The sequence below is a fragment of the Ruegeria sp. AH3 genome (genome assembly GCF_056536265.1).
This window is the reverse complement of record NZ_JBQFJL010000001.1, coordinates 2,516,154-2,535,254: the sequence shown is the minus strand read 5'-3', so window position 1 is coordinate 2,535,254 and position 19,101 is coordinate 2,516,154. Positions and strand designations below refer to the sequence as shown.

Annotated in this window: 15 protein-coding genes and 1 pseudogene; 10 read left to right on the top strand and 6 right to left on the bottom strand. The window is 51.1% G+C overall.

Translation table 11 applies throughout. The features are described 5' to 3' along the window. Positions 1-400: 400 nt before the first annotated feature. Positions 401-889, bottom strand: a complete 489-nt coding sequence (locus tag ACR3EM_RS12785) for a hypothetical protein (RefSeq protein ID WP_480471060.1) — start codon at positions 887-889, stop codon at positions 401-403. Positions 890-1,396: 507 nt separating this feature from the next. On the opposite strand from ACR3EM_RS12785, the gene ACR3EM_RS12780 reads away from it, so the two are divergent. The 5 genes from ACR3EM_RS12780 (at position 1,397) to ACR3EM_RS12760 (ending at position 8,036) form a co-directional block, all read left to right on the top strand. Further along, positions 1,397-3,187 carry a M20/M25/M40 family metallo-hydrolase gene (locus ACR3EM_RS12780; RefSeq protein WP_480471059.1) on the top strand — a complete coding sequence of 597 codons (1,791 nt, stop codon included), beginning with the start codon at positions 1,397-1,399 and terminating at the stop codon, positions 3,185-3,187. Positions 3,188-3,416: 229 nt separating this feature from the next. Continuing rightward, on the top strand, positions 3,417-5,468 hold the full coding sequence (locus ACR3EM_RS12775; protein ID WP_480471058.1) for a pyridoxal-dependent decarboxylase: 2,052 nt from the start codon (positions 3,417-3,419) through the stop codon (positions 5,466-5,468). A 124-nt stretch (positions 5,469-5,592) separates the two neighbouring features. Then, a complete protein-coding gene (locus ACR3EM_RS12770; protein ID WP_480471057.1) occupies positions 5,593-6,429 on the top strand; it encodes a hypothetical protein in 837 nt (278 codons plus the stop codon). 60 nt (positions 6,430-6,489) lie between these two features. Further along, entirely contained in the window at positions 6,490-7,602 is a 1,113-nt protein-coding gene (locus ACR3EM_RS12765; protein WP_480471056.1) for a M4 family metallopeptidase, read from the top strand. 86 nt (positions 7,603-7,688) lie between these two features. After that, on the top strand, positions 7,689-8,036 hold the full coding sequence (locus ACR3EM_RS12760) for a protealysin inhibitor emfourin (RefSeq protein WP_480471055.1): 348 nt from the start codon (positions 7,689-7,691) through the stop codon (positions 8,034-8,036). Between the two features lie 122 nt (positions 8,037-8,158). Here ACR3EM_RS12760 and ACR3EM_RS12755 read toward each other — a convergent pair whose 3' ends face one another. The 5 genes and pseudogenes from ACR3EM_RS12755 to ACR3EM_RS12735 form a co-directional block, all read right to left on the bottom strand. Continuing rightward, a complete protein-coding gene (locus ACR3EM_RS12755; RefSeq protein WP_480471054.1) occupies positions 8,159-8,530 on the bottom strand; it encodes a hypothetical protein in 372 nt (123 codons plus the stop codon). 139 nt (positions 8,531-8,669) lie between these two features. Then, positions 8,670-10,025, bottom strand: a pseudogene (locus ACR3EM_RS12750) (30S ribosomal protein S1); the annotation flags it as partial. 554 nt (positions 10,026-10,579) lie between these two features. After that, positions 10,580-11,941 (bottom strand): ISNCY family transposase, encoded by a 1,362-nt coding sequence (locus ACR3EM_RS12745; RefSeq protein WP_480471928.1) that lies wholly within the window; start codon positions 11,939-11,941, stop codon positions 10,580-10,582. 190 nt (positions 11,942-12,131) lie between these two features. Beyond that, entirely contained in the window at positions 12,132-13,061 is a 930-nt protein-coding gene (locus ACR3EM_RS12740) for a hypothetical protein (protein ID WP_480471053.1), read from the bottom strand. Positions 13,062-13,191: 130 nt separating this feature from the next. After that, positions 13,192-14,262, bottom strand: a complete 1,071-nt coding sequence (locus ACR3EM_RS12735) for a tetratricopeptide repeat protein (protein WP_480471052.1) — start codon at positions 14,260-14,262, stop codon at positions 13,192-13,194. A 732-nt stretch (positions 14,263-14,994) separates the two neighbouring features. On the opposite strand from ACR3EM_RS12735, the gene gntH reads away from it, so the two are divergent. The 5 genes from gntH (at position 14,995) to ACR3EM_RS12710 (ending at position 19,089) form a co-directional block, all read left to right on the top strand. After that, a complete protein-coding gene (gene gntH / locus ACR3EM_RS12730) occupies positions 14,995-16,290 on the top strand; it encodes a guanitoxin biosynthesis MBL fold metallo-hydrolase GntH (protein WP_152456705.1) in 1,296 nt (431 codons plus the stop codon). Positions 16,291-16,368: 78 nt separating this feature from the next. After that, positions 16,369-17,397 (top strand): CobW family GTP-binding protein, encoded by a 1,029-nt coding sequence (locus ACR3EM_RS12725; protein WP_480471051.1) that lies wholly within the window; start codon positions 16,369-16,371, stop codon positions 17,395-17,397. Positions 17,398-17,402: 5 nt separating this feature from the next. Beyond that, positions 17,403-17,750, top strand: coding sequence for a DUF1622 domain-containing protein (locus tag ACR3EM_RS12720; RefSeq protein ID WP_480471050.1), 348 nt, complete (start codon positions 17,403-17,405; stop codon positions 17,748-17,750). A gap of 20 nt (positions 17,751-17,770) precedes the next feature. Continuing rightward, the gene (locus tag ACR3EM_RS12715; protein WP_152456708.1) at positions 17,771-18,196 is read left to right on the top strand and encodes a YidH family protein; all 426 of its coding nucleotides are present in this window, start codon (positions 17,771-17,773) and stop codon (positions 18,194-18,196) included. Next, positions 18,196-19,089 (top strand): bile acid:sodium symporter family protein, encoded by an 894-nt coding sequence (locus ACR3EM_RS12710; protein ID WP_480471049.1) that lies wholly within the window; start codon positions 18,196-18,198, stop codon positions 19,087-19,089. Before ACR3EM_RS12715 ends, ACR3EM_RS12710 begins: the two co-directional genes overlap by 1 nt. Positions 19,090-19,101: the final 12 nt, after the last annotated feature.

The following is a 19,101-nucleotide window of genomic DNA, read 5'->3' as shown; positions in this document are numbered from 1 at the left end:
ACATATCGTCGACCTCAAAATCAGGAAGGTCAAGCGCCGGATCCAAAATCAACCAAGAAGGTGACCCCTTCACGACGTGCCTGTGGCGTCACAGACTTGCTTTGACCCAACCTATGAAAAGAGCTTTCCGGAGTTCTGTTTTGTTTCCAGGAAATCGGGATGCGGCGGCAGCAGAAACGAAGAAAAAAGTAGGAAGCCACTTTTACCAGTCCCATTCTAACGATTGGTTGTTTGGGACGGTTTTGGCATAAGAAATATCCATGGGCTAAGGGCGAAAAAATCCAATGGGTTCAAACGGGACGTTGTCGCCGGATTTCTTTATGCTGCACTCCTTCCCACAGCCGGAACAGACCCCCGGTAGCTCTGCCACGTCAATCCCGGTTAACTTTTCGCAAAAGCTTCAATCCTGATAGTGCACACATGCCGGGTGACCCACTGTTGTCTGGACCCAAGCCCCACCAAAGATAGCGCATGTGGTGCTGTTGGTTGCTGAGAAACGAGGAAGCACCACCGCCAGCGCAAGAGCCAAAACAACAGCGCCCAGACCAAACCAGGGCAGGCGGGTTTTGAAGCGCTCGATCTCTCTTTCCTGTTCCCTAATGTCTTTGAAGACTTCCCATTTGTCCTGTTCAGCCTTTTTGAGAACCGCATCCGTGTGTCTGCTTTGTGCTTCAAGAGAGTTGGCAACCTGGGACATCGCTTCCAGCGGCTGGAGAACACGGGCATTGATCGCATGCCCAACCAGATCCCCATAGTGCTCCGGATCGGTCTGGTTCTGTGCCGCGAAGGCTGCCTGCCGCGCCTCTGTCGCCGTCTTGTGCAACCGGTCGAGCACCCGTGTCTGAGCATCGACCCGATCCGACACGCTGGCCAGCACGGTGCCGACCATATCGAGGGTTTCGCGCAGCTCTTCGTCAGAGAGCCGCCCGTGAACGAGCACTTGAAGGACGTGCTGAAAAAAAACGCGTGAGAAGCTGGAATTCGAGGGCGACTGCGAGCGGGATAAGGTTCAAGATATCGAAAAGATCGCTATCTAGGTTCTGGACCCATCGATTTGGTTGCGGGCATCTGATCCAAATGATTCGTCATATGATCACAGCAGTCGATAGCTGGCTTATATGCGCAGGTCGGGTAACGACTACTACATCTTGGCTAATAGAATGTCTGGGAGGGAGGTTATCAGAAATCTCTTAACAAACGCGTTTTGGCTGTTAACGTAGACGTCTATAGTGTAATTTCATTTTTTTTGCCTGACAAAGAAATTTAGGGGGGGAGAGCCTTGGGACGGTTCGTTTTTTTTGATGTCGGAGGAACAATTGGGAGCCTGATAAACTCTTCTCCACCTATTAAACTACGAAGTCTGGAGTTGTACCCATATATAACAAATACAATTGCGATGTTGCGGGATTCCCAAGTTTCAATTGGGATAATCGCAGATACGGTCGAAGGGACGCTTCCTGAATTAATTGAAGTAATTGAATCCACGGGCATATCCGAGTTTATAAGTAGGGATATGATCTTTTCGAGTTCCGCATTGGGGTTAGCCAAAGCTTCAACCGAACTCTTTGAGTTGGTGAAAGAAAGAGCTAGGCAGGTCGATCCTCAAGCAAAATGTACTTTCGTGGGCGAGGACAGCCGAGAGAGAGTTTTTGCATTGAAAGCAGGGTGGGATGTTTGTCCGCACCCGTTGCTGGTGCGAGATATGTTAGAGGGCGATAGTCTCAACTACATAAAAATTACTGCACAAGATGACGTTGAGAAACCATGGCGTGATCGTTTGCGCAGCCTTCCCGTAGTTCCGCTGCATACGTCTGGGGTAGATGGTAGCGTTCTCTACGGTATCGTGCCGCGGCGAAAGGTGGCATTAGTTGTAAATCAACTTTTTGATGTCCAACTTTTCGGTGCATCTGATGAACCGCTATCTACAGATCTCTATTTCCTTAAAGATGATCTGGCGACTGAAACGGGGTATCTGAGTGATGATGGACAATCTGCTAGCCTAATTGAAGCCGATGAAAGTACAGGCTGGATACATGGCGCGACAGATGAAGGGCTTCTGGTTGCGCTGCCAGGTGATAGGTCAGTCGAGGAGTTTCATTTTGATCATGCTCGGCACGGCCATAACTTAAAACTTATTCCAGACTTGAGTTTGCTAGAACCATTTGGTTCGGGCCCTAACTTCCGTGAAACACCATGGCTATCAATAGGAGGCACGGAGCCAAACCTTTCAGATGATGAAATTCAAGCCTTTTCAGAGATTACTGCTTCCGAAATCAAAAGTGTTCTCGATCGTTATGCTGGATTTGAGCCCCTCAGTGACGAAGATAATCGGCATGTGTACAGCCGTCATATTCACAGCAGCGACAACACTCGTGCGGTGGCACAGTTGGCAAGGGATTTTCAGCAGCTAGGCGACGACAAGCTTTCTGTCACCATCCACTCATTTACTCATGAGGGCCAGACGCTCTCAAATGTTGTGGCCGAGTTACCCGGCGACAATGGACACGAGTTTGTTCTCATAACAGCGCATCTGGACTCAACTGCTGCCAATAGTCCACCTTATGAACCGTCAAACGATCCGGCTCCAGGGGCAGATGACGATGCTAGTGGGGTTGCAGGTGTTCTGGCTGCAGCAAAGGCCATACTATCTCTTTCAATATCCCAAAGTCCTAAACGCTCGTTTCGCTTTGTCTTATTCAACGCTGAGGAGCATGGTTTGGTTGGGAGCAACGCATATGCTCGAGACGCTGCCGCTGCTGGGGATGGCATCGTGGCAGTGTTTCAAATGGACATGATAGGATACAATAGGGTCCCTCCAAGGTCGTTCGAAGTTCATGTTGGATTTCGTTCATCTTCCGATGTTCAGGCTCGTTCAAGGCTCTTGGCTGACCGAATTCATTCACTAACAGGGACAGTAGCTTCAAGTTTGGAAGCACCTCAGATTTATCCGGGGGATGATGGGATTGATCCAGCAGATGGGCGCAGCGACCATGCCTCGTTTCAACAACGTGGCTATGCTGCTTGTGTCGCCTCGGAGGACTTCTTTGTCGGACCCAACCAAAATTCGCCAGCTCCCGAGGACAATCCCAACTATCACAAGTCGACCGACACCTTTGTGGACCCAGAATACGCAGCGGATATTGCGCGAGTCGTAGCGGCTGCGGCATGGGTGAGTGCAAGAGATTAGATGATTAAGCTAAGCTAATGATGGCTTCTGCTATTCGTTGAACTGATAAGTAAAATAGGAGGCGATTATGTCTACGACTCCGCGTGACGCAGAGAGCCAAGCGTACTTAAGGGCTTTGTCCACGTTGCAGAAGTTTAGTGACGCAAACGTGCGACCGAGTTTCGATTCTTCAGGTAGCCGGTCTCTTGAAGCTTGGTTCCTAGGTCCGAAAGCCGAAAATGCAGAGCTCTTGGAACGTTTAGTTTCAGAGGCAGTGCGCGATCAGGCATTTTGGCGTAGGAACTATCATCCGAGCGATCCCTCCCACATTACTGAAGACACTCGCCGTTCACCTGAGTTTTTGGAGGCAACAGATACACTAAAAGAGAGTTATTATGAACTACTCGCATTCCTGAAAAAGTCTGTTCCGTTTTTTAGCATGCGCTACCAGGGTCACATGAACTGGGACCTGACATTGCCAGGTATTCTTGGCTACTTCGCTGCCATGTTATACAATCCAAATAATGTGGCTTTCGAAGGGTCGACAGCTACAACGCTACTCGAAATCCTTGTCGGAGACGATCTCTGTCGAATGTTGGGGTTCGAAATCCCAGATGGGGATGACGTCGAGCGAGGAGCCATTAGACCTTGGGGTCATATTACATGTGATGGAACGGTCGCGAACATAGAAGCTATTTGGTCAGCTCGAAATTTGAAGTTCTACCCGATTGCTTTGAGGGAAGCATTGAACAGAGACGAGAGGCTTTCTGCGGCAAAATCCCTAACGGTGCGACTGTCAGGAGGTGAAGTTGTCGCTTTGGCAGACGTTGCTGAAACTTGGCCACTGATGAACATCAAAGCTGATGACATATTGGCCCTTCCAACTCGCCTCTCATCAGAATTTGATATTTCTAGGGAAATACTCAGTGATGCGCTCCAAAAATATTCTCTCCAGAGCCTCGGAATCTTAGAGTTCTCTAGACAATTGCTAAGGGACACAGCTGCTCCAGTTCTCTTCGTCCCAGGAACAAAGCACTACTCGTTCCCAAAAGCCGCTGCCTTGCTCGGTATTGGCGCTGCGAACATGATAGATGTTCCTTTGGATTTAGATACTCGGATGAATGTAGAGGCTTTGCGTGAGCTCTTGGACAAATGCCTCGAAGAGCAAAGACCCGTTATTAGCGTAGTATGCGTGATTGGTAGCACTGAAGAGAGTTCCATTGATCCGATCGCAGATGTCCTGGAGCTTCGGGAGGCTTATCGGAAACGTGGGCTGGAGTTTACCGTACATGCTGATGGAGCCTGGGGCGGCTACCACGCGTCAGTAATACGGGATGATTTTGATATGCCAGAACCGCTGGGTTTTGTGCCAGTCCCGCCCCCGGCCGTCCCGCTCAAAGCATATGTCCAAGAGCAATTCGCAGTTCTTGGTGAAGTTGACTCTATCACAGTAGATCCTCACAAATCAGGTTACATTCCGTATCCCGCAGGCGCACTTTGCTACCGCAATTCAGCTATGCGTGACCTAGTCACCTTCAGCGCACCCGTTGTATTCCATGGTGACGCCGAGCCAACCGTAGGGATTTATGGTATTGAAGGCTCTAAACCTGGCGCAGCCGCAGCCGCTGTTTATCTCAGTCATCGTGTCATTCGCCCCTCCAAAAGCGGATACGGAAAGATAATTGGGCAAGCACTCTTTAGTTGTCGCAAATACTATGCGCGTTTGCTGAGCATGTCGCGTCAAGATGATCCGTTTGTAGTTGTTCCGGTGGCCCGTTTGCCTGCGGAGATATCTGGCGGTGATGTGGAATCTCAACTCGAATTCATCCGGGAACGGATCGATGGTAGATCAAACGATGAAATACTGGCTGACCATAAGGCCTTGGCTCTACTAACTGAAATCGGCCCGGACGAGAATATTCTGGCATATGCAGTAAACTTTCGACATTCAGACGGAACGTTGAACCAAGAGCTTGATCTTGCCAATAGATTGAATAAGGCGCTCTACAACCGTTTAAGCATTGATCCGGGTCAGGACATATATGGTTACGACTTTATCGTCAGCACAACTGATCTGGATGTTAAACACTACGATCAACCCTTCATTGATGATTACAAGAGGCGTTTAGGTGTCTCAGGATCACCCGGTGACAAGATCACTGTCTTGCGATCTGTAATTATGGACCCTTGGCTGACGGAGACGAGAAAGGGTTCGTTTATTGATGTATTGGAACACGAACTTCGAAAGGCGATTACAGGGTCCTTGGAAGAAATAATCCCCACAATTACGAAGGGATATTGAAATGACAGGGCGTAGGATTGCAGTCTACTTCTCGTGGAGCCGTTCAAAGGAGATAGGTGCAAATCTTGGTGCACTAGAAAATCGATATCCAACACTCTTTGAGTTCCGTAGGGCGATTTGGCCCATGTACGAATGGGCAAGTAAGATAGAAAACTACGATCAAGGAATTTCTGGGTTTCTAGATCATGTAATACTCTTTGATTTCGAGGAGTTCAATAAAGTTGTCCAAAGTGAGGTTGGGACTTCGGTTGAAATTCTTCAGCGCGAGGGTAACAAACCTCCAGTAACAGAATGGGATGATGAATTCTTTGAGAACATTGATACGCTCATAGTAGTGAGCTTAGATCACTTAATCACGGAACAGAATCCGTCGGATGGTGAGGTGGAAGCGCTCAAGAGCTGGCTCGCGCAAGAAGGAAAATGCCTAGTCATCTGCCCTCATCATGACGTTGGAAATATTGATGATCTAAATCTAAAGGAAGAAGAGTTTAAACATCACGGAGACCGGCTTGTACCGTCCCAACAACGAATAGGTGGATTTGCACGTTACTTGCTGGATCAGCTCAATCTGCCCATCGAAAACAAGTATGGTTTAAACCCAGCGGCCAGCTCGGATGGTTCACCTGCACCACTGCAAGTCTTTCGTGACATCGACGAACTTGGCGTGTTGAATAGCGTTGAGACGTTCAATTTACATCCTCACCTCCCTCATTTGTCAGTTGATTCTACCAGGAGTAGCGAGGTGAAGATTCTCGCGCGACAAAAGATCAACCCGACTGCATCCACTCATCCATTTGTTAGAGCTGGAAACAGAGAATTTAACTCATTCGTATGGGTTCCGCCTTCGGGACAGCGCGCTGGAAACATATTTGTGTGTGATGCAACATTGTGGAGCGCTGCTTTTCAAGGAACTTCCAGCTTGAAAGCGCTGTGGCGTAATCTTGCAGTTATGAGAGATTAACGTTCAAGGTATGTGAGAAATATAAATAAATCAAAGTGTTAGAAGAGAAAGGAGATATTTATGTGCAATAATCACGTCAACCCGCTTAACTGTTTCGTTCCACCGGACATTTTGAAAGACTTGGCGAAGTCGCAAGATACCAATGTCCGTGACAGCGCGTTGGAAACGCTACAAATATCGGAACTGTCTCGAGGTATGGCAGTAGTTAGCAGCATGATGCCTGGTGCGTTTAGGAGTCGTTCAACAAATGGCGGAAAAGAGCGTTTCATTTATGACATGGAAGGCAACCCATCACCGTTCGCACTACCGGGAAAACTTGTGCGACAAGAAGGAGATGGACCTACAGGTGATGCTGCAGTCGATGAAGCATATGATTATTCAGGCCTAACATATGACTTCTTCAGCGATATATTTGACAGAAATTCGCTCGATGATGACGCTATGCGTTTGATTTCTAGTGTTCATTTTGGTCAAAAATATAACAATGCGGCCTGGAACGGGCAACAAATGTTCTATGGTGATGGTGACGGTCAGGTTTTCATTCGTTTTACAGCATCACTGGATGTCGTGGCTCATGAATTGACGCACGGAGTTATTACGCACACTTCAAACCTAAAATATCAAAACGAATCCGGTGCTCTAAATGAGAGCTTCGCAGATATTATGAGTGCTTTGGTAACACAATGGAGCCGGGGTCAATCGGTTGAAGAGGCAGATTGGCTGATGGGTGATGAACTCCTAGGACCGGCACTAGGTGATGGAGTTAGGGCGTTTCGTGTTTTCGATGGAGGTAAAGCCTACGAGGACCATCCAATTCTGGGAACAGATAGGCAACCAAAGCATATTAGTGACAAGTACACAGGCTCAGACGACTATGGTGGCGTTCACATAAATTCAGGTATCCCAAACCATGCGTTTTACCAAGTTGCCAAAGCCTTAGGAGGAAACGCGTGGGAGGTAGCTGGAGCGATTTGGTACGAAACGCTCCTGGCTTTGCATCAAACTAGCGATTTCAATCATTGCGCCGAAACAACAGTCGCTGTTGCACGTGCTCGATACGGAATTGGTAGCCGAGAGGAGCAAGCTGTAATTGAAGGGTGGCGTGCAGTCGGCCTCCTAGAAAACCCTAGTCACTTCAGTGTTAATGTTGCGCGTCACAACCTCATGATGTAGCGTCGGTCGCCTGATCGTTGAGTGAGCGCCCAAGTTATTTGACTCTTTTTCTTGGGCGCCGCGCGATACCTAGTTGCTCTTCAGCGATGGCTGGTGAGTTTTCGAAGCTCAGCGGGGAGTGCGTTGGAATGTTGGTTACAATGCAAAGGTCGCCGAATATTCTTGGTGTATCCTTTGGTGCCGAGATTCGTACGGAAGACTTGGAAGATGGACGTGCCGATGTCCTGTTAAGGCTTGTAAAAGAGATCGATTATACAGAGAATCTTGAGCAACCCACCATCGAAAATTTTCCAGATGCAAGAGAAGTATATATAACTATTGAAGAAAACGGTCGTACGTATAGGGTTACCTTCCGTGAAGACAATCCACCGCCAGCTATTCAGCCTTTGCTCGAGTTTTTGGGGGAATATGAGCGCGTCATTCCTAGTACGTGAACGATTGTGCATCAAACCGTGACACGTCCAAAATATGAGAACCAAGCCCGCAGACTCTCGTTATGAATGAGGGAGCCTCGGGGGGCAGGTCAGTCACGTAGGCCAAGTGGTGTCGCAAACAGTCAATTGCTTTCTTCTTTGGTGCCATGAAGCAGTTTTTTCGTGCTTGTCGAACTGACAGACCTCAACTCGTTTGATGGCATAGCATCAAGTACTTTATCAACGTCTGCCCTAATATCGGAGACCTTCTGAACCAAGGGACCGTGCACGTTGCTAACTAGCTGGCTTGCAGACTCCACTGCTTTTTCCACTGCCGCCAGTTTGGCATCAGACGCTGAAACTTTTAGTTCTGCTCTGAGTTCAATAATGTGGGCTTCAGCCTGTCTTATCTGTTGATCCTGAGACTTCATCGCTTCAGACAAATGATCGCAGCTGGCTCGAAGCTCGCCAAGTGTCTCATTGAGCTTCCATAAGGTCTCGGCTACTGCCGTCATATTCTTTAGGTCAAACAACTTTCATCGATCTTTCTGCTGTATCAGACATTCGCCGAGCTGAAACTTTCAGTTCCTCAATCTCAGCATTCAAACTCAGTAATGCCCTCTCCAAATCGAGTGAAAAAAGCTCGTCTACCCCCCCGCCCACGGCTTCAGCGAACTTGTCGCCACCCACAGCCTTGATTGAGAGAGAAATACGTTCTTTCTCGACATCGATCTCGGAGACCACGGCCTGGACCACATCGCCTTTACGATAGTCCTGGATCGCGTCCTCGCCGCGCTCGTCCCAGCTGAGATCGCTGAGGTGCACCATGCCGTCGATGTCTCCGGGCAGGCCTACGAAGAGACCGAATTCGGTGATGTTCTTGACCTCGCCTTCGACCTCGGTGCCCTCGGGGTGTGTTTCTGAAAACACTTCCCAAGGGTTGCGCATGGTCTGCTTGAGGCCCAGAGACACGCGTCGCTTGGCACCGTCGATTTCCAGAACCATGACTTCGACCTCTTGGCCGGTCGACACGATCTTGCCCGGATGCACGTTTTTCTTGGTCCAGGACATCTCGGAGATATGCACGAGACCTTCGACACCGGCTTCCAGCTCAACAAAGGCACCGTAGTCGGTGATGTTGGTCACGCGGCCTGTGTGGACCGATTGTAGCGGGTAGCGCAACTCGACGGCATCCCACGGGTCATCGTGCAACTGCTTCATGCCAAGGCTGATGCGGTGGGTTTCTCTGTTGATCTTGATGACCTGTACCTTGATCATCTCGCCGACCGACAGGATCTCGGAGGGGTGGCTAACCCGGTGCCACGCCATGTCGGTCACGTGCAAGAGGCCCTCGACACCGCCTAGGTCCACAAACACACCGTATTCGGTGATGTGCTTGACCACCCCGTCCACAGTCTGGCCTTCGGAGAGATTGCCGATCACCTTAGCGCGCTGCTCGGCACGGCTTTTTTCAAGGATCGCCTTGCGGGATACGACTATGTTGCCCCTGCGGCGATCCATCTTGAGGATTTGGAAGGGTTGCTTGAGGCCCACGAGCGGTCCGGGGTCACGCACGGGGCGCACATCGACCTGAGTGCCGGGCAGGAACGCCACGGCACCGCCAAGATCGACAGTGAAGCCGCCTTTGACGCGGCCAAAGATGGCACCTTCGACGTGGGCGTCGTCGGCATATGCTTTTTCCAGGCGATCCCAGGCTTCTTCGCGGCGGGCCATCTCGCGCGAGATGACAGCTTCGCCACGGGCGTTCTCGGTCGCACGCAGGTAGACTTCGACTTCGTCACCGACTTCCAGCTTGGGCGCTTCGCCGGGCTTTGCAAATTCTTTGAGGTCGACGCGACCTTCCATCTTGTAGCCGACATCGATGACGGCTTGGCCCGCCTCGATGGCGATGACTTTGCCTTTGACGACACTGCCCTCGTCAGGCCTATCGCCCTCAAAAAGGTCGGAGAGCAACCCTTCAACCGCTTTAGAGAAATCTGGCGTAGCCATTTTGATCCGTGCTTTGTTTCTTCTTTTAAGAATAAACATGCTTGCAAAAAAAAGCCATCGCCTGCGTGTCTAGCCCCCTTGTTCTGGGCCATTTCGGACTAGAGTTTCGGGGACTGGTGGGCGCATGTTGAGGGCCTGATGGGGTCGGGTGTGGTTGTATTGCCTGGCAGAAATGGTTGAGTTTTGCCCCATCCTTCGCAGATCCTTGGCGGAGCGCATTGATCATTCTGCGAGGCGAGATCATGGACCACGCATTCAGCGGTACTCTCTCGGCTGTCTACCGAAAACCTAACTGTCAAAGACGGCTAACCTAAATTTGCAGGTCAAAAACGGTCCGTTGTGACCAGTCCAAAGGACCAACGGGAAATCAATCACTTGGTTGTGGCAAAAACGTCATGCAAAACACTCCCAGTTTTGGCAGGTTATTGGCTTGGGGAGGGCAAGAATTTTATGTCACTGAATTGTTGCAACCAAGTAGAAATGTCCCTGGGTCTGCAAAGTAGAAATGTCCCGGTTGCCGGGAAACGGTAGTGCAGCCTGGCAGGGTGGAGACCTCAAACATCGGAGCCCTGGCTGGCTGCGCGGTCCTTTTTCGCCACTCTTGCGAGCTTTGAATTCCAGCCGTTGTTGCGCCGACCTGTTGGGTTGTAGCGTGTGGCCTGAGTGCCGACGCGGCGCTTCTTCGGGGGTGCTTTGTCCTGCTCTTGCTTGATGTGCTCCAGCACTGCGCTCAGCCGCTTGTTCCCGATGATCGCCGCGTGGCTCACACGTTGATCTTTGTCGTAAGCGGAGTAGGGCAGTGGAACACCCTTTGACCGGAATTCCAGCGTACCGTCCTGGAATTCATAGCTGTCCACATATTTGCCAACGAGGCCACGGGTGAGGTCGTTCTCTTCAAGCGTGATCCGCTTGCGGTCGTAACGCAGCACCAGGTTCCGGTCGACGTAGCGCTCGTCGCGCCAGCACAGGATGTCCCGCAGACGGTCGGGCTCGACATTCAGGGCCCGGTGCAGATTGTCCGGACGTCGCGGCGATTTGGCAAACCTGGCATTATAGCATTGCATGAACCCCGGCAGGAATTCGTTTGCAGCTTCCATGTCCGAGATGCCAGCGAGCCGCAATTCCTTCACCAGCCGATCCTGGAGCGTGCGGTTGGCACGCTCAACACGGCCCTTGGCCTGGCTGCTGTTGGCGCAGAGGATCTCGATGTTCAACTCATTCAAAGCGCGACCAAACTGGGTCATGCCATGGCCCGACTTCGCACCTTGCTGCGCCACCCGAAACACGGTGTGCTTGTCGGAATAGAAAGCTACAGGGCGACCGTGCTCGGCCAGGTAGCCTTCAAGTGCTTCGAAATAGCTGAAGGTGCTTTCCGACTTCACGAACCGTAGCTGCATCAACGTGCTGGTCGCATCGTCGATGAAGACAAGCAGCGTGCAGGGCGGGGCGCGATCTTCGAACCAGCGGTGGTCAGATCCGTCGATCTGGATGAGCTCGCCAAAGGATTCCCGGCGCAAACGCGGCTGGTGGAACGTCCTGCGCTGTTTGCGAGATAACCAGATTCCGTCTGCCTGCATCCATTTGCGCAGCGTCTCGCGCGAGACTTTCAGATCGTGATGTTCCAACAACATCTCAGCTGCCAGTGTCGGACCAAAGTCAGTGTATCGTTCTTTGACGAGTGCCAGGGCAAACTCTCGAACGGCCGGATCAATACGATTGTTGGATCTACGGTCGCGCGCCTTGTGACGCAGCGCAGCCGGACCATCAGTCTGGAAAACCCTGAGCAAACGGTGAACTTGTCTGCGGCTCAAGTTCAGAACATTCGCGGCAGAAACCACCGTCATGCGGCCTTGGGAAACCTGACTCAGTACTTCAATACGATTAAGCTCGCGCTCGCTCATGACAACCAATCCCACCGTCACACTCCAATCCTGCCTGCTCGACAGAGAAGTGTGACACTTCTACTTTGCTAATGTGGGACATTTTAACTTTGCTGCTTCATGAATACGACATATAATGAATATTATGTTAAAATACGATGTGCAGCCACTACCAAGCTCATGCTGCGCATTTCCACGGACACGCCTGTATGTAAACATATGCCTCTTAGTTTGACTGGAAGGTGAGCGTGATCTTTACCTCTTGGTTCGTCGTGCTTAGCTCATAATCGCTTCTAAAAGGACTACGGCCTTCAACAGGCTCATTGTTTGAAACAGCGAGTTCAAATCCGGCGGGATCAAGCCAATGTGTTTGATTGCCGTGGCGGACAGGAATAACAGCATATCGTCCGCGCGAACCTACTGTTCCAGTCAATTCTGCTTGGAAAGAAGTTTGTACCTCTCCCGCTTGTTCCGGTTTCGGCATGCTTTGCTGCCATTGCTGAAAATACTGCGGATCAATCAGATCTTCTCCATCAGGAATTATCAACAGCTTTTCGAGCCATTCTACAAATCCGGCACGCAGCTGTTCTGCATCGTTCCTTGTTTGAGCCAGACCTTGAGACAGGCAATACGCGACAAAAGGATCATGTGTGCCCCAACGCAACAGCTCTCGCGCCCAAAATCCGAACCATGGAAGCTGTGTGGTTTCTTTCCAGTCTTCGAGGGTTGGAGTGGCAACACCATCTTCAGCACCGGCAGACCAGGCTTCGGCAACAACAGCACCTATTGCTATGCCCATCCGAAACTCAAGATTGTCTGCAACGAACCTTTGCCAAGCGCGCAATTCTTCCGCGGAAGGTTCCTTGGCGCCTGGTTCATTCATCCACCAACCGAGGACGTCATTCCAATTGTCTAAGAGAGCTTGATCACCGACCGTGGAGCGAACTCGAAAACCGAAACCTCTATCGTTTTCAAGCAAGGCGCCAACCGCCTCGAATATATCGATGCGCTGTGTTGCATCCATTGCCCCATAATTGGCTGAGCTGGTTAGAAGCGTTTTGATTTCTCCCGAAATAGTCTCAAAGCGTCGTCCGATTGTAGGCGTATAGCCCAGTCGCGAAGCAGAACTGTCGCCTTTGGTGGACAATGTGGTCAACCGGACTTTGCAAAGTCTGCTTTTCGCGCGCAACGGCTCGGAGAAAAAGCGTATGAGTACTCGCGACTGGGGCGGCGAAAACAACAGTATTCAGGCTGTTAACCCTTCGGCTCGCTTCACGTCCGCTAACTCAACTTGGTGAATAAAGATCAAGCACGGATAGCACACGTGAACGAGTCTCACGATCTTTCACAAAAAAACGTTCTACGACGCTGCGGGCAGGGAAGTCTGGCCAAGTGTCCAGCATTTCGACAATTGCCTTCTCCGCCCCCACAGTATTACCTGTTTCGTGATAGGCGGTGGCGAGCAAAAAGAGGCTTGGCGGACTCACAGGATGGCCTCGCTCTGCTGCTTTGGAAAAGGCATCGATGACTTCACTATAGTTCTCCAACATAAGTTGTGCAGCCCCATAGATGTTGTTGTATGCGAAACGACCCACGCCTAGTCGAGACCGTTGTGGATTAGAAACTTCGGCCATTAACACGGGATCATCTACAACTAGGGCCGTGATGCCTATCAGATCCAAAGTATGTCCGTCTTGAGGGCTAAGATCCAAGGCAATTCGGGCACGTCTAAGCGCTCCTTCACTATCTCCAGTCACAGCAAGGGTCCAGCCATGAGCGGCTTGCGACCAACCATCCAAGGGATCTAGCGTGGTAGCGCGTTCTGCCATTTCCAAAGCTTCAGCAACTAAAGCGGTTGAAGCGTCAGCATCGCTTGTCAGAAGTGACTTAAGTGTGAGCACCTGGGCCGAACCCGCATAACCTGCAGCAAGTTGCGGATCGAGGTCAATCACATACCGAAACGTTTCCAAGTTAATGGCTTGCCGTCGGAGGTCGAACAAAGGAAAAAACAATCCCCGTGTTTGCTCAGCTAAGTTTGCAGCCTGAACACTGGTGAATGACTTCTCCCGAAGCGCAGCCAATTCTGCGGGGTTTTTATTGGTTGCGAACTGTGTGTTCGATTGGGAACCGCGTAGTCCAAAATATCCTAGGACACATGCCAACAAAAGCGTTGTTCCGATGAGCGGTAACAGGAATTTGCGACGCCAGAAACCGCCAGAGTGCGATGATGCCGACTGGCTTTGCCCGCTAGTTGGCTTCGTCGCGACGGATGGTTCAAATTGTGGTCGATACCCCCCGGTTTGCATAGTTATGCGTAAAGGGTCTGATTTGCCCGCGTCACTGTAGTAGTTCTCCAAGGCACGCCTAAGGCGACGGGCCTCAACCCGAACGAGGTTTAGTGCCCCACCGGTCTCGTCAAGCTCCTTATCGTAGACATCTGTCGCGATAACTTTGCCCTTTATGGAGCGCCCGTGACCGTCAAGTTCCTGTTCGACAATGTATCTTAGGAAGGACTGCAGCCTGGGTGAGCCAGCAAACTCTGCGGATGAAAGGACCCGCTCAAGTGTTCGCCTAATTTCTCCAGCCTCTATCATTTCCCCAGACTCACATCCATTTTCTTATTTTTTTCAGTGTTTTAATAACCATCCCGCCTCTCTGAACCTAAGCTGAACTCACCCCTAGCTCACCGTAACTCACTTTCTTTCCGCTCCACCCACCTTCTAACATATTGGCTAAAGTGAATACAAAAAGGCCACACTCAACCATGAACTGCAGGGAACTCCACGCCCTCATACCTGAGTATTCCGAGGCGGCTCTGTCCCGAGCGCTAAGGAACGAAAATGTACGTGAGGCGGTGGAAGACCTTGATGAAGTTCTTAAGCACGTAGCCCTCTCACCAGAAAAGTCTCCTGTACGAAAAGAATGGGAGACTGTTCGAGACGAGCTGCTGTCCGAAATTCGACGACTTACGCAGAGGCTCAGCGATGCTAGTTGATATCGGCGATGGTTAGGAAACGCAGGTCCTTGTCTTCAGGAACCAAGAAAAAACAAAAAACTGTGCACCAAAAAAACTCTCGGAGGATCCAAAAATGAGCCAATCACGCAACCCTTACGGGCAACGCCCCGGCGGTGGCATTACGCTGCCGGAGTATTTCCGGCCGACACCCGGCTGTACAAGCAACAACTTTTTCCCACCCAACGAGCTTTTGCCAAAAGGCGAGATGCGGATTTGTTTTCCGGGTAGCACGCCTTGGCCTCCGACGATGGTACAGTCCGGCACATGCATTGTCTTGGAGCTGGGGAACGGTACTCCATTCCCGCGCCGCCTGTTCTTTGATTTCGGCAATGGCTGCGTAAGGAATATTATTCAGCTTGGCATTTTGCCGCCGATGGTGCGCGACATCTTCATCAGCCACTTGCACGTCGACCACTATGCAGACTTGCCCTACTTCATGCCGTTCCGCGCATGGTCGGGAGGCTGGCGCAACGGTTTGCGCATTTTCGGCCCATCAGGTGACCGGCCAGAGACGGGCACCCAATATATGGTCGACAAGATGCATGAGATGATGACATGGCATCTTGAGAACTTTGACCACTGCCCGATTGGCGCCGGCTACGACACCGAAGTTGTTGAGTTCGACTACAAAGACGAAGGCGGTGTGGTTCTGGAAGAACCCGGTTTGAAAGTCACGCACTGGGCGCGAAGCCACGTGAAAAGCGGTGCGTCAGCATATCGCGTGGATTGGGAAGAAGCCGGATTGTCCTTTGTCTGGACAGGCGACGGGCGCCCTGATGAAAGCACAATCGAGTTTGCGAAAGGCTGCGATATTTTCGTGACCGAAGGACAAGCCGATCTACCGCAACTACTCAACTACAAATACGGCACGCCCAAAGAAGTTCTGGAATTCACTCTGGATACCTACCACACGCCTTACTATGCGGCGGGATATCTGATGAACGAAATTCAACCTCGGGCCGGTGTGATCTGCCACTACACCGAGGAATCGGCGGGCGAAGCCATCGCGGAAATTCGCGCGCATTGGGATGGTCTATTCCTCTTTGGTGGACCAGACACCAAGGTAATCAACGTCACAAAGGATCGTATCTGGGAACGTATGGCCCTGCGTCCGGAAATGCCGGCGATGCAGCCACCAGATCCCAGAACGATACCGTTCCCGGATGGCGAGATGCCGGATTACATTCAGATTCCGAAACCGCGTTTGCCGCGTGAGGAACAACAGGATGCCTTCCTGCGGGAACGGGAACTAGATCCGGCCCTCTACATGCCTGAGGACGTACTCCGTCCACTGACGCAGCACTACGACGAAGAAACTTTCCGCTTCGACCTCCACGCCCTGATTGCTGCGCGCGATCATACGGATTGATCTGATTATTGACTAAAAATAAGCGCCGCGTTTCTTAGCCACGCGGCGCGATCACAGTTCTTGCAAAAGGATGTAGCCATGAACAACGCCCCAAAAGAACCTGTCCCGCTGACGATCCTAACAGGGTTTCTGGGTGCGGGAAAAACTACTCTGCTGAACCGGATTTTAAAGGGTGAACATGGGTTGAAAATTGGCATTCTTGTGAATGATTTCGGCTCGATCAATGTCGATGCAGAACTGGTTGTCGACGTCGAAGATGGGATGATTAGCCTCGCGAACGGCTGCGTCTGTTGTCAAATCCGAGATGATCTCGTTGAGTCGGTCGCAGCGTTGATCGAGCGTGATGATCCCATTGAGTACATACTGCTTGAAGCCAGCGGAGTTGCAGATCCGGCAAGCATCTATATGACCTTCGTGGATTCAGCATATCGCGATCTGATACGGCTTGACAGTGTGACGTGTGTCGTCGACGCCGATCAAGTCTTTACTTATGACGACCCGGACCTTGCCAAGCTCAAGCTGCAGCAGATCGGATTTGCGGATCTTGTAATCCTTAACAAAGTTGATTTGGCAGGAGTCGAGGAAACTGCAAAGGTAAAGAGGTGGATAGACGGCTTCTTCTCAAGGGTTCGCATCGTTCCTGCCGTCAAATGTAACGTTCCACTCGAAATCCTGCTGTCTGTCGGTCGTTTCGATGTTTCTCGCGCAATGGCTGATCAAGCGCATAGCCACGACCACGAACATCATCATAAGCACAATCACGGTTCTTTCTTCAGCACCTGGAGTTATACGCGCGACGCGCCATTGCAGCGCAAAGCATTGGAACGAATGATCAAGAGAGAACTGCCTTCAAATATCTATCGCTGCAAGGGATTTGTTTACCTGGATGACGACCCGAACAGCCGTTATTTGCTGCAAGTTGTCGGGCGGCGGGTCGAGTTGACGAAAGACCGCCCTTGGGGGGGCGAGGATCCGGCAAACCGGATCGTTGCCATCGCACACAAAACAACTCTTGATCAAGCGCACTTGCGTGAGTTGTTCGATGCTTGCTCTGGTTCGTCTGTCGGGAACGAAAATAGCGAAGTTGTAACTGTCGCAACAGGATAGTTACCATGCATGAGTTGGAAATCCTGATCGTTCAAGCGGCGAGCTACATCCAGGTTCTATTCGAAGCGGCGAGCGTCATCGTTGTTGCTGCTGGAGGCATCGCCTTTGCACGAGCGTTCATTATGCATCGGAAGTCGGATGCCGAGCCTGTCGCACGGCGCATCCTTGGAAAATACCTGATTGTGGCGCTCGAACTGCAACTAGGCGCGGATATTATAGCGACTGCAACAGACCCAACAATCGAAGAATTGGCGAAACTGACAGCCATCGCCTTCGTCCGAACCTTTCTCGACTATTTCCTCGTTCGGGAAATTCGCGAGGAGGGAGTCGAGGATAAACCAAGTGAAACCTGATTTTCTAACTGAGGCCTCCAATGGACTTTGACGACGAGGACATGCCGCAGCGTTCTAACAATCAGTTGGCCGGCGAACGAACAGATCTGGCGTTCGAGCGGTCCCGGCTCGCTTCGGACAGGACGACCATGGGATATATGAGAACGGCTACGTCGCTCGTTGGTTTTGGCTTCTCTATACCCGCACTATTCAGAATTTTGACTGATGTACCTGGGTTGGAAGAGGTTCCGATAGAACATGCACGTTTTGTCGGATTATTCATGCTGATACTGGCGGTAATAATGCTATCTGTCGCCATCATACAGCAAATTACTTTTCTTAAGCGGATCTCTGATATCTCCGGAAAGCCATTTCCGATTTCACCTGCGCTGGTCTCAGCCGGGTTGATCTTGGCGGTCGCTATTTACGCTACGATCAGCATCCTTTGGAATGTGGAACCGCTGTGATGGAGTCGCCGCTGCCGTTTGAGCAATCCGTCACCCTATTCATCCATATCTTCATTACTCTAGCCATGCTTTGCATCGGGATGAGTGCAACGCTGCGCGAAATGGGTGCAACGGTTCTGGAACGTGAAAGACTACCGCGCCTTCTTGCTGCAAATGTCTTCATACCGCCCGTCATTGCAATCCTGATTATCGGGGTCTTCCCACTACCACGATCAGTTAGCGCCGTTTTGTTTTTGTTGGCAGTCGCCCCCGGCGGCATCAACGCGGTCCAATTTTCGACCAAAGCGCCGGGACAAGTCAGCGCGGCCGGGGCCCTGCTGGTTTTACTTTCAATCATCGGCTTGGTTCTTGCGCCGTCGGCCGCTCAGGTCGTTTTGCCAACCGCCGCGCTGGAACGTGTCGCTTGGGACCAACTAATGATCCGCATCGTGGGTGTGATCGGAATCCCCTTGCTTCTTGGGATTTTGATCCGACGATTTTACCCGGATGTCGCCGAGCATATCTACAAACCGGCGATGCTTATATCGACAGTCTCCTTCATTGCATCTGTCGTAGCAAGCATCAGCATCCGGCAGGAAGCCGCTGTTGGATTGGGGCCTTCGAGCCTGATCGCGATATTGGTTTTCATTCTGTCCCTAATGGCGCTCGGCTGGTTTTTAGGCGGCGAGAATAAGGAGTATCGGCAGGTCCTTGCGACCTGCACAAACCTTCGCAATGTCGGTCTTGTCTATCTACTTGTGGATGCGTGCTGCTTTGATCCGGCCTATTCAACGAGCGTTCTGGCCTTCATGATGCTGATGGTTCCAATCAACCTTGTATTCACTATTGCCTGCGCAGTGGCAAGAAAACGGCATAGCCAATCTGGTAGTGATGACAGAGGCACCAATGCATGACGATTGGGCGAA

Bases quoted from the DNA above. Each gene is read 5' to 3' on its own strand.
- ACR3EM_RS12760 (WP_480471055.1), top strand. From the start codon at position 7,689: ATGGCTGGTGAGTTTTCGAAGCTCAGCGGGGAGTGCGTTGGAATGTTG.
- ACR3EM_RS12710 (WP_480471049.1), top strand. From the start codon at position 18,196: ATGGAGTCGCCGCTGCCGTTTGAGCAATCCGTCACCCTATTCATCCAT.
- ACR3EM_RS12785 (WP_480471060.1), bottom strand. From the start codon at position 889: ATGGTCGGCACCGTGCTGGCCAGCGTGTCGGATCGGGTCGATGCTCAG.
- ACR3EM_RS12725 (WP_480471051.1), top strand. From the start codon at position 16,369: ATGAACAACGCCCCAAAAGAACCTGTCCCGCTGACGATCCTAACAGGG.
- ACR3EM_RS12715 (WP_152456708.1), top strand. From the start codon at position 17,771: ATGGACTTTGACGACGAGGACATGCCGCAGCGTTCTAACAATCAGTTG.
- ACR3EM_RS12780 (WP_480471059.1), top strand. From the start codon at position 1,397: ATGTTGCGGGATTCCCAAGTTTCAATTGGGATAATCGCAGATACGGTC.
- ACR3EM_RS12755 (WP_480471054.1), bottom strand. From the start codon at position 8,530: ATGACGGCAGTAGCCGAGACCTTATGGAAGCTCAATGAGACACTTGGC.
- ACR3EM_RS12765 (WP_480471056.1), top strand. From the start codon at position 6,490: ATGTGCAATAATCACGTCAACCCGCTTAACTGTTTCGTTCCACCGGAC.
- gntH (WP_152456705.1), top strand. From the start codon at position 14,995: ATGAGCCAATCACGCAACCCTTACGGGCAACGCCCCGGCGGTGGCATT.
- ACR3EM_RS12770 (WP_480471057.1), top strand. From the start codon at position 5,593: ATGTACGAATGGGCAAGTAAGATAGAAAACTACGATCAAGGAATTTCT.
- ACR3EM_RS12720 (WP_480471050.1), top strand. From the start codon at position 17,403: ATGCATGAGTTGGAAATCCTGATCGTTCAAGCGGCGAGCTACATCCAG.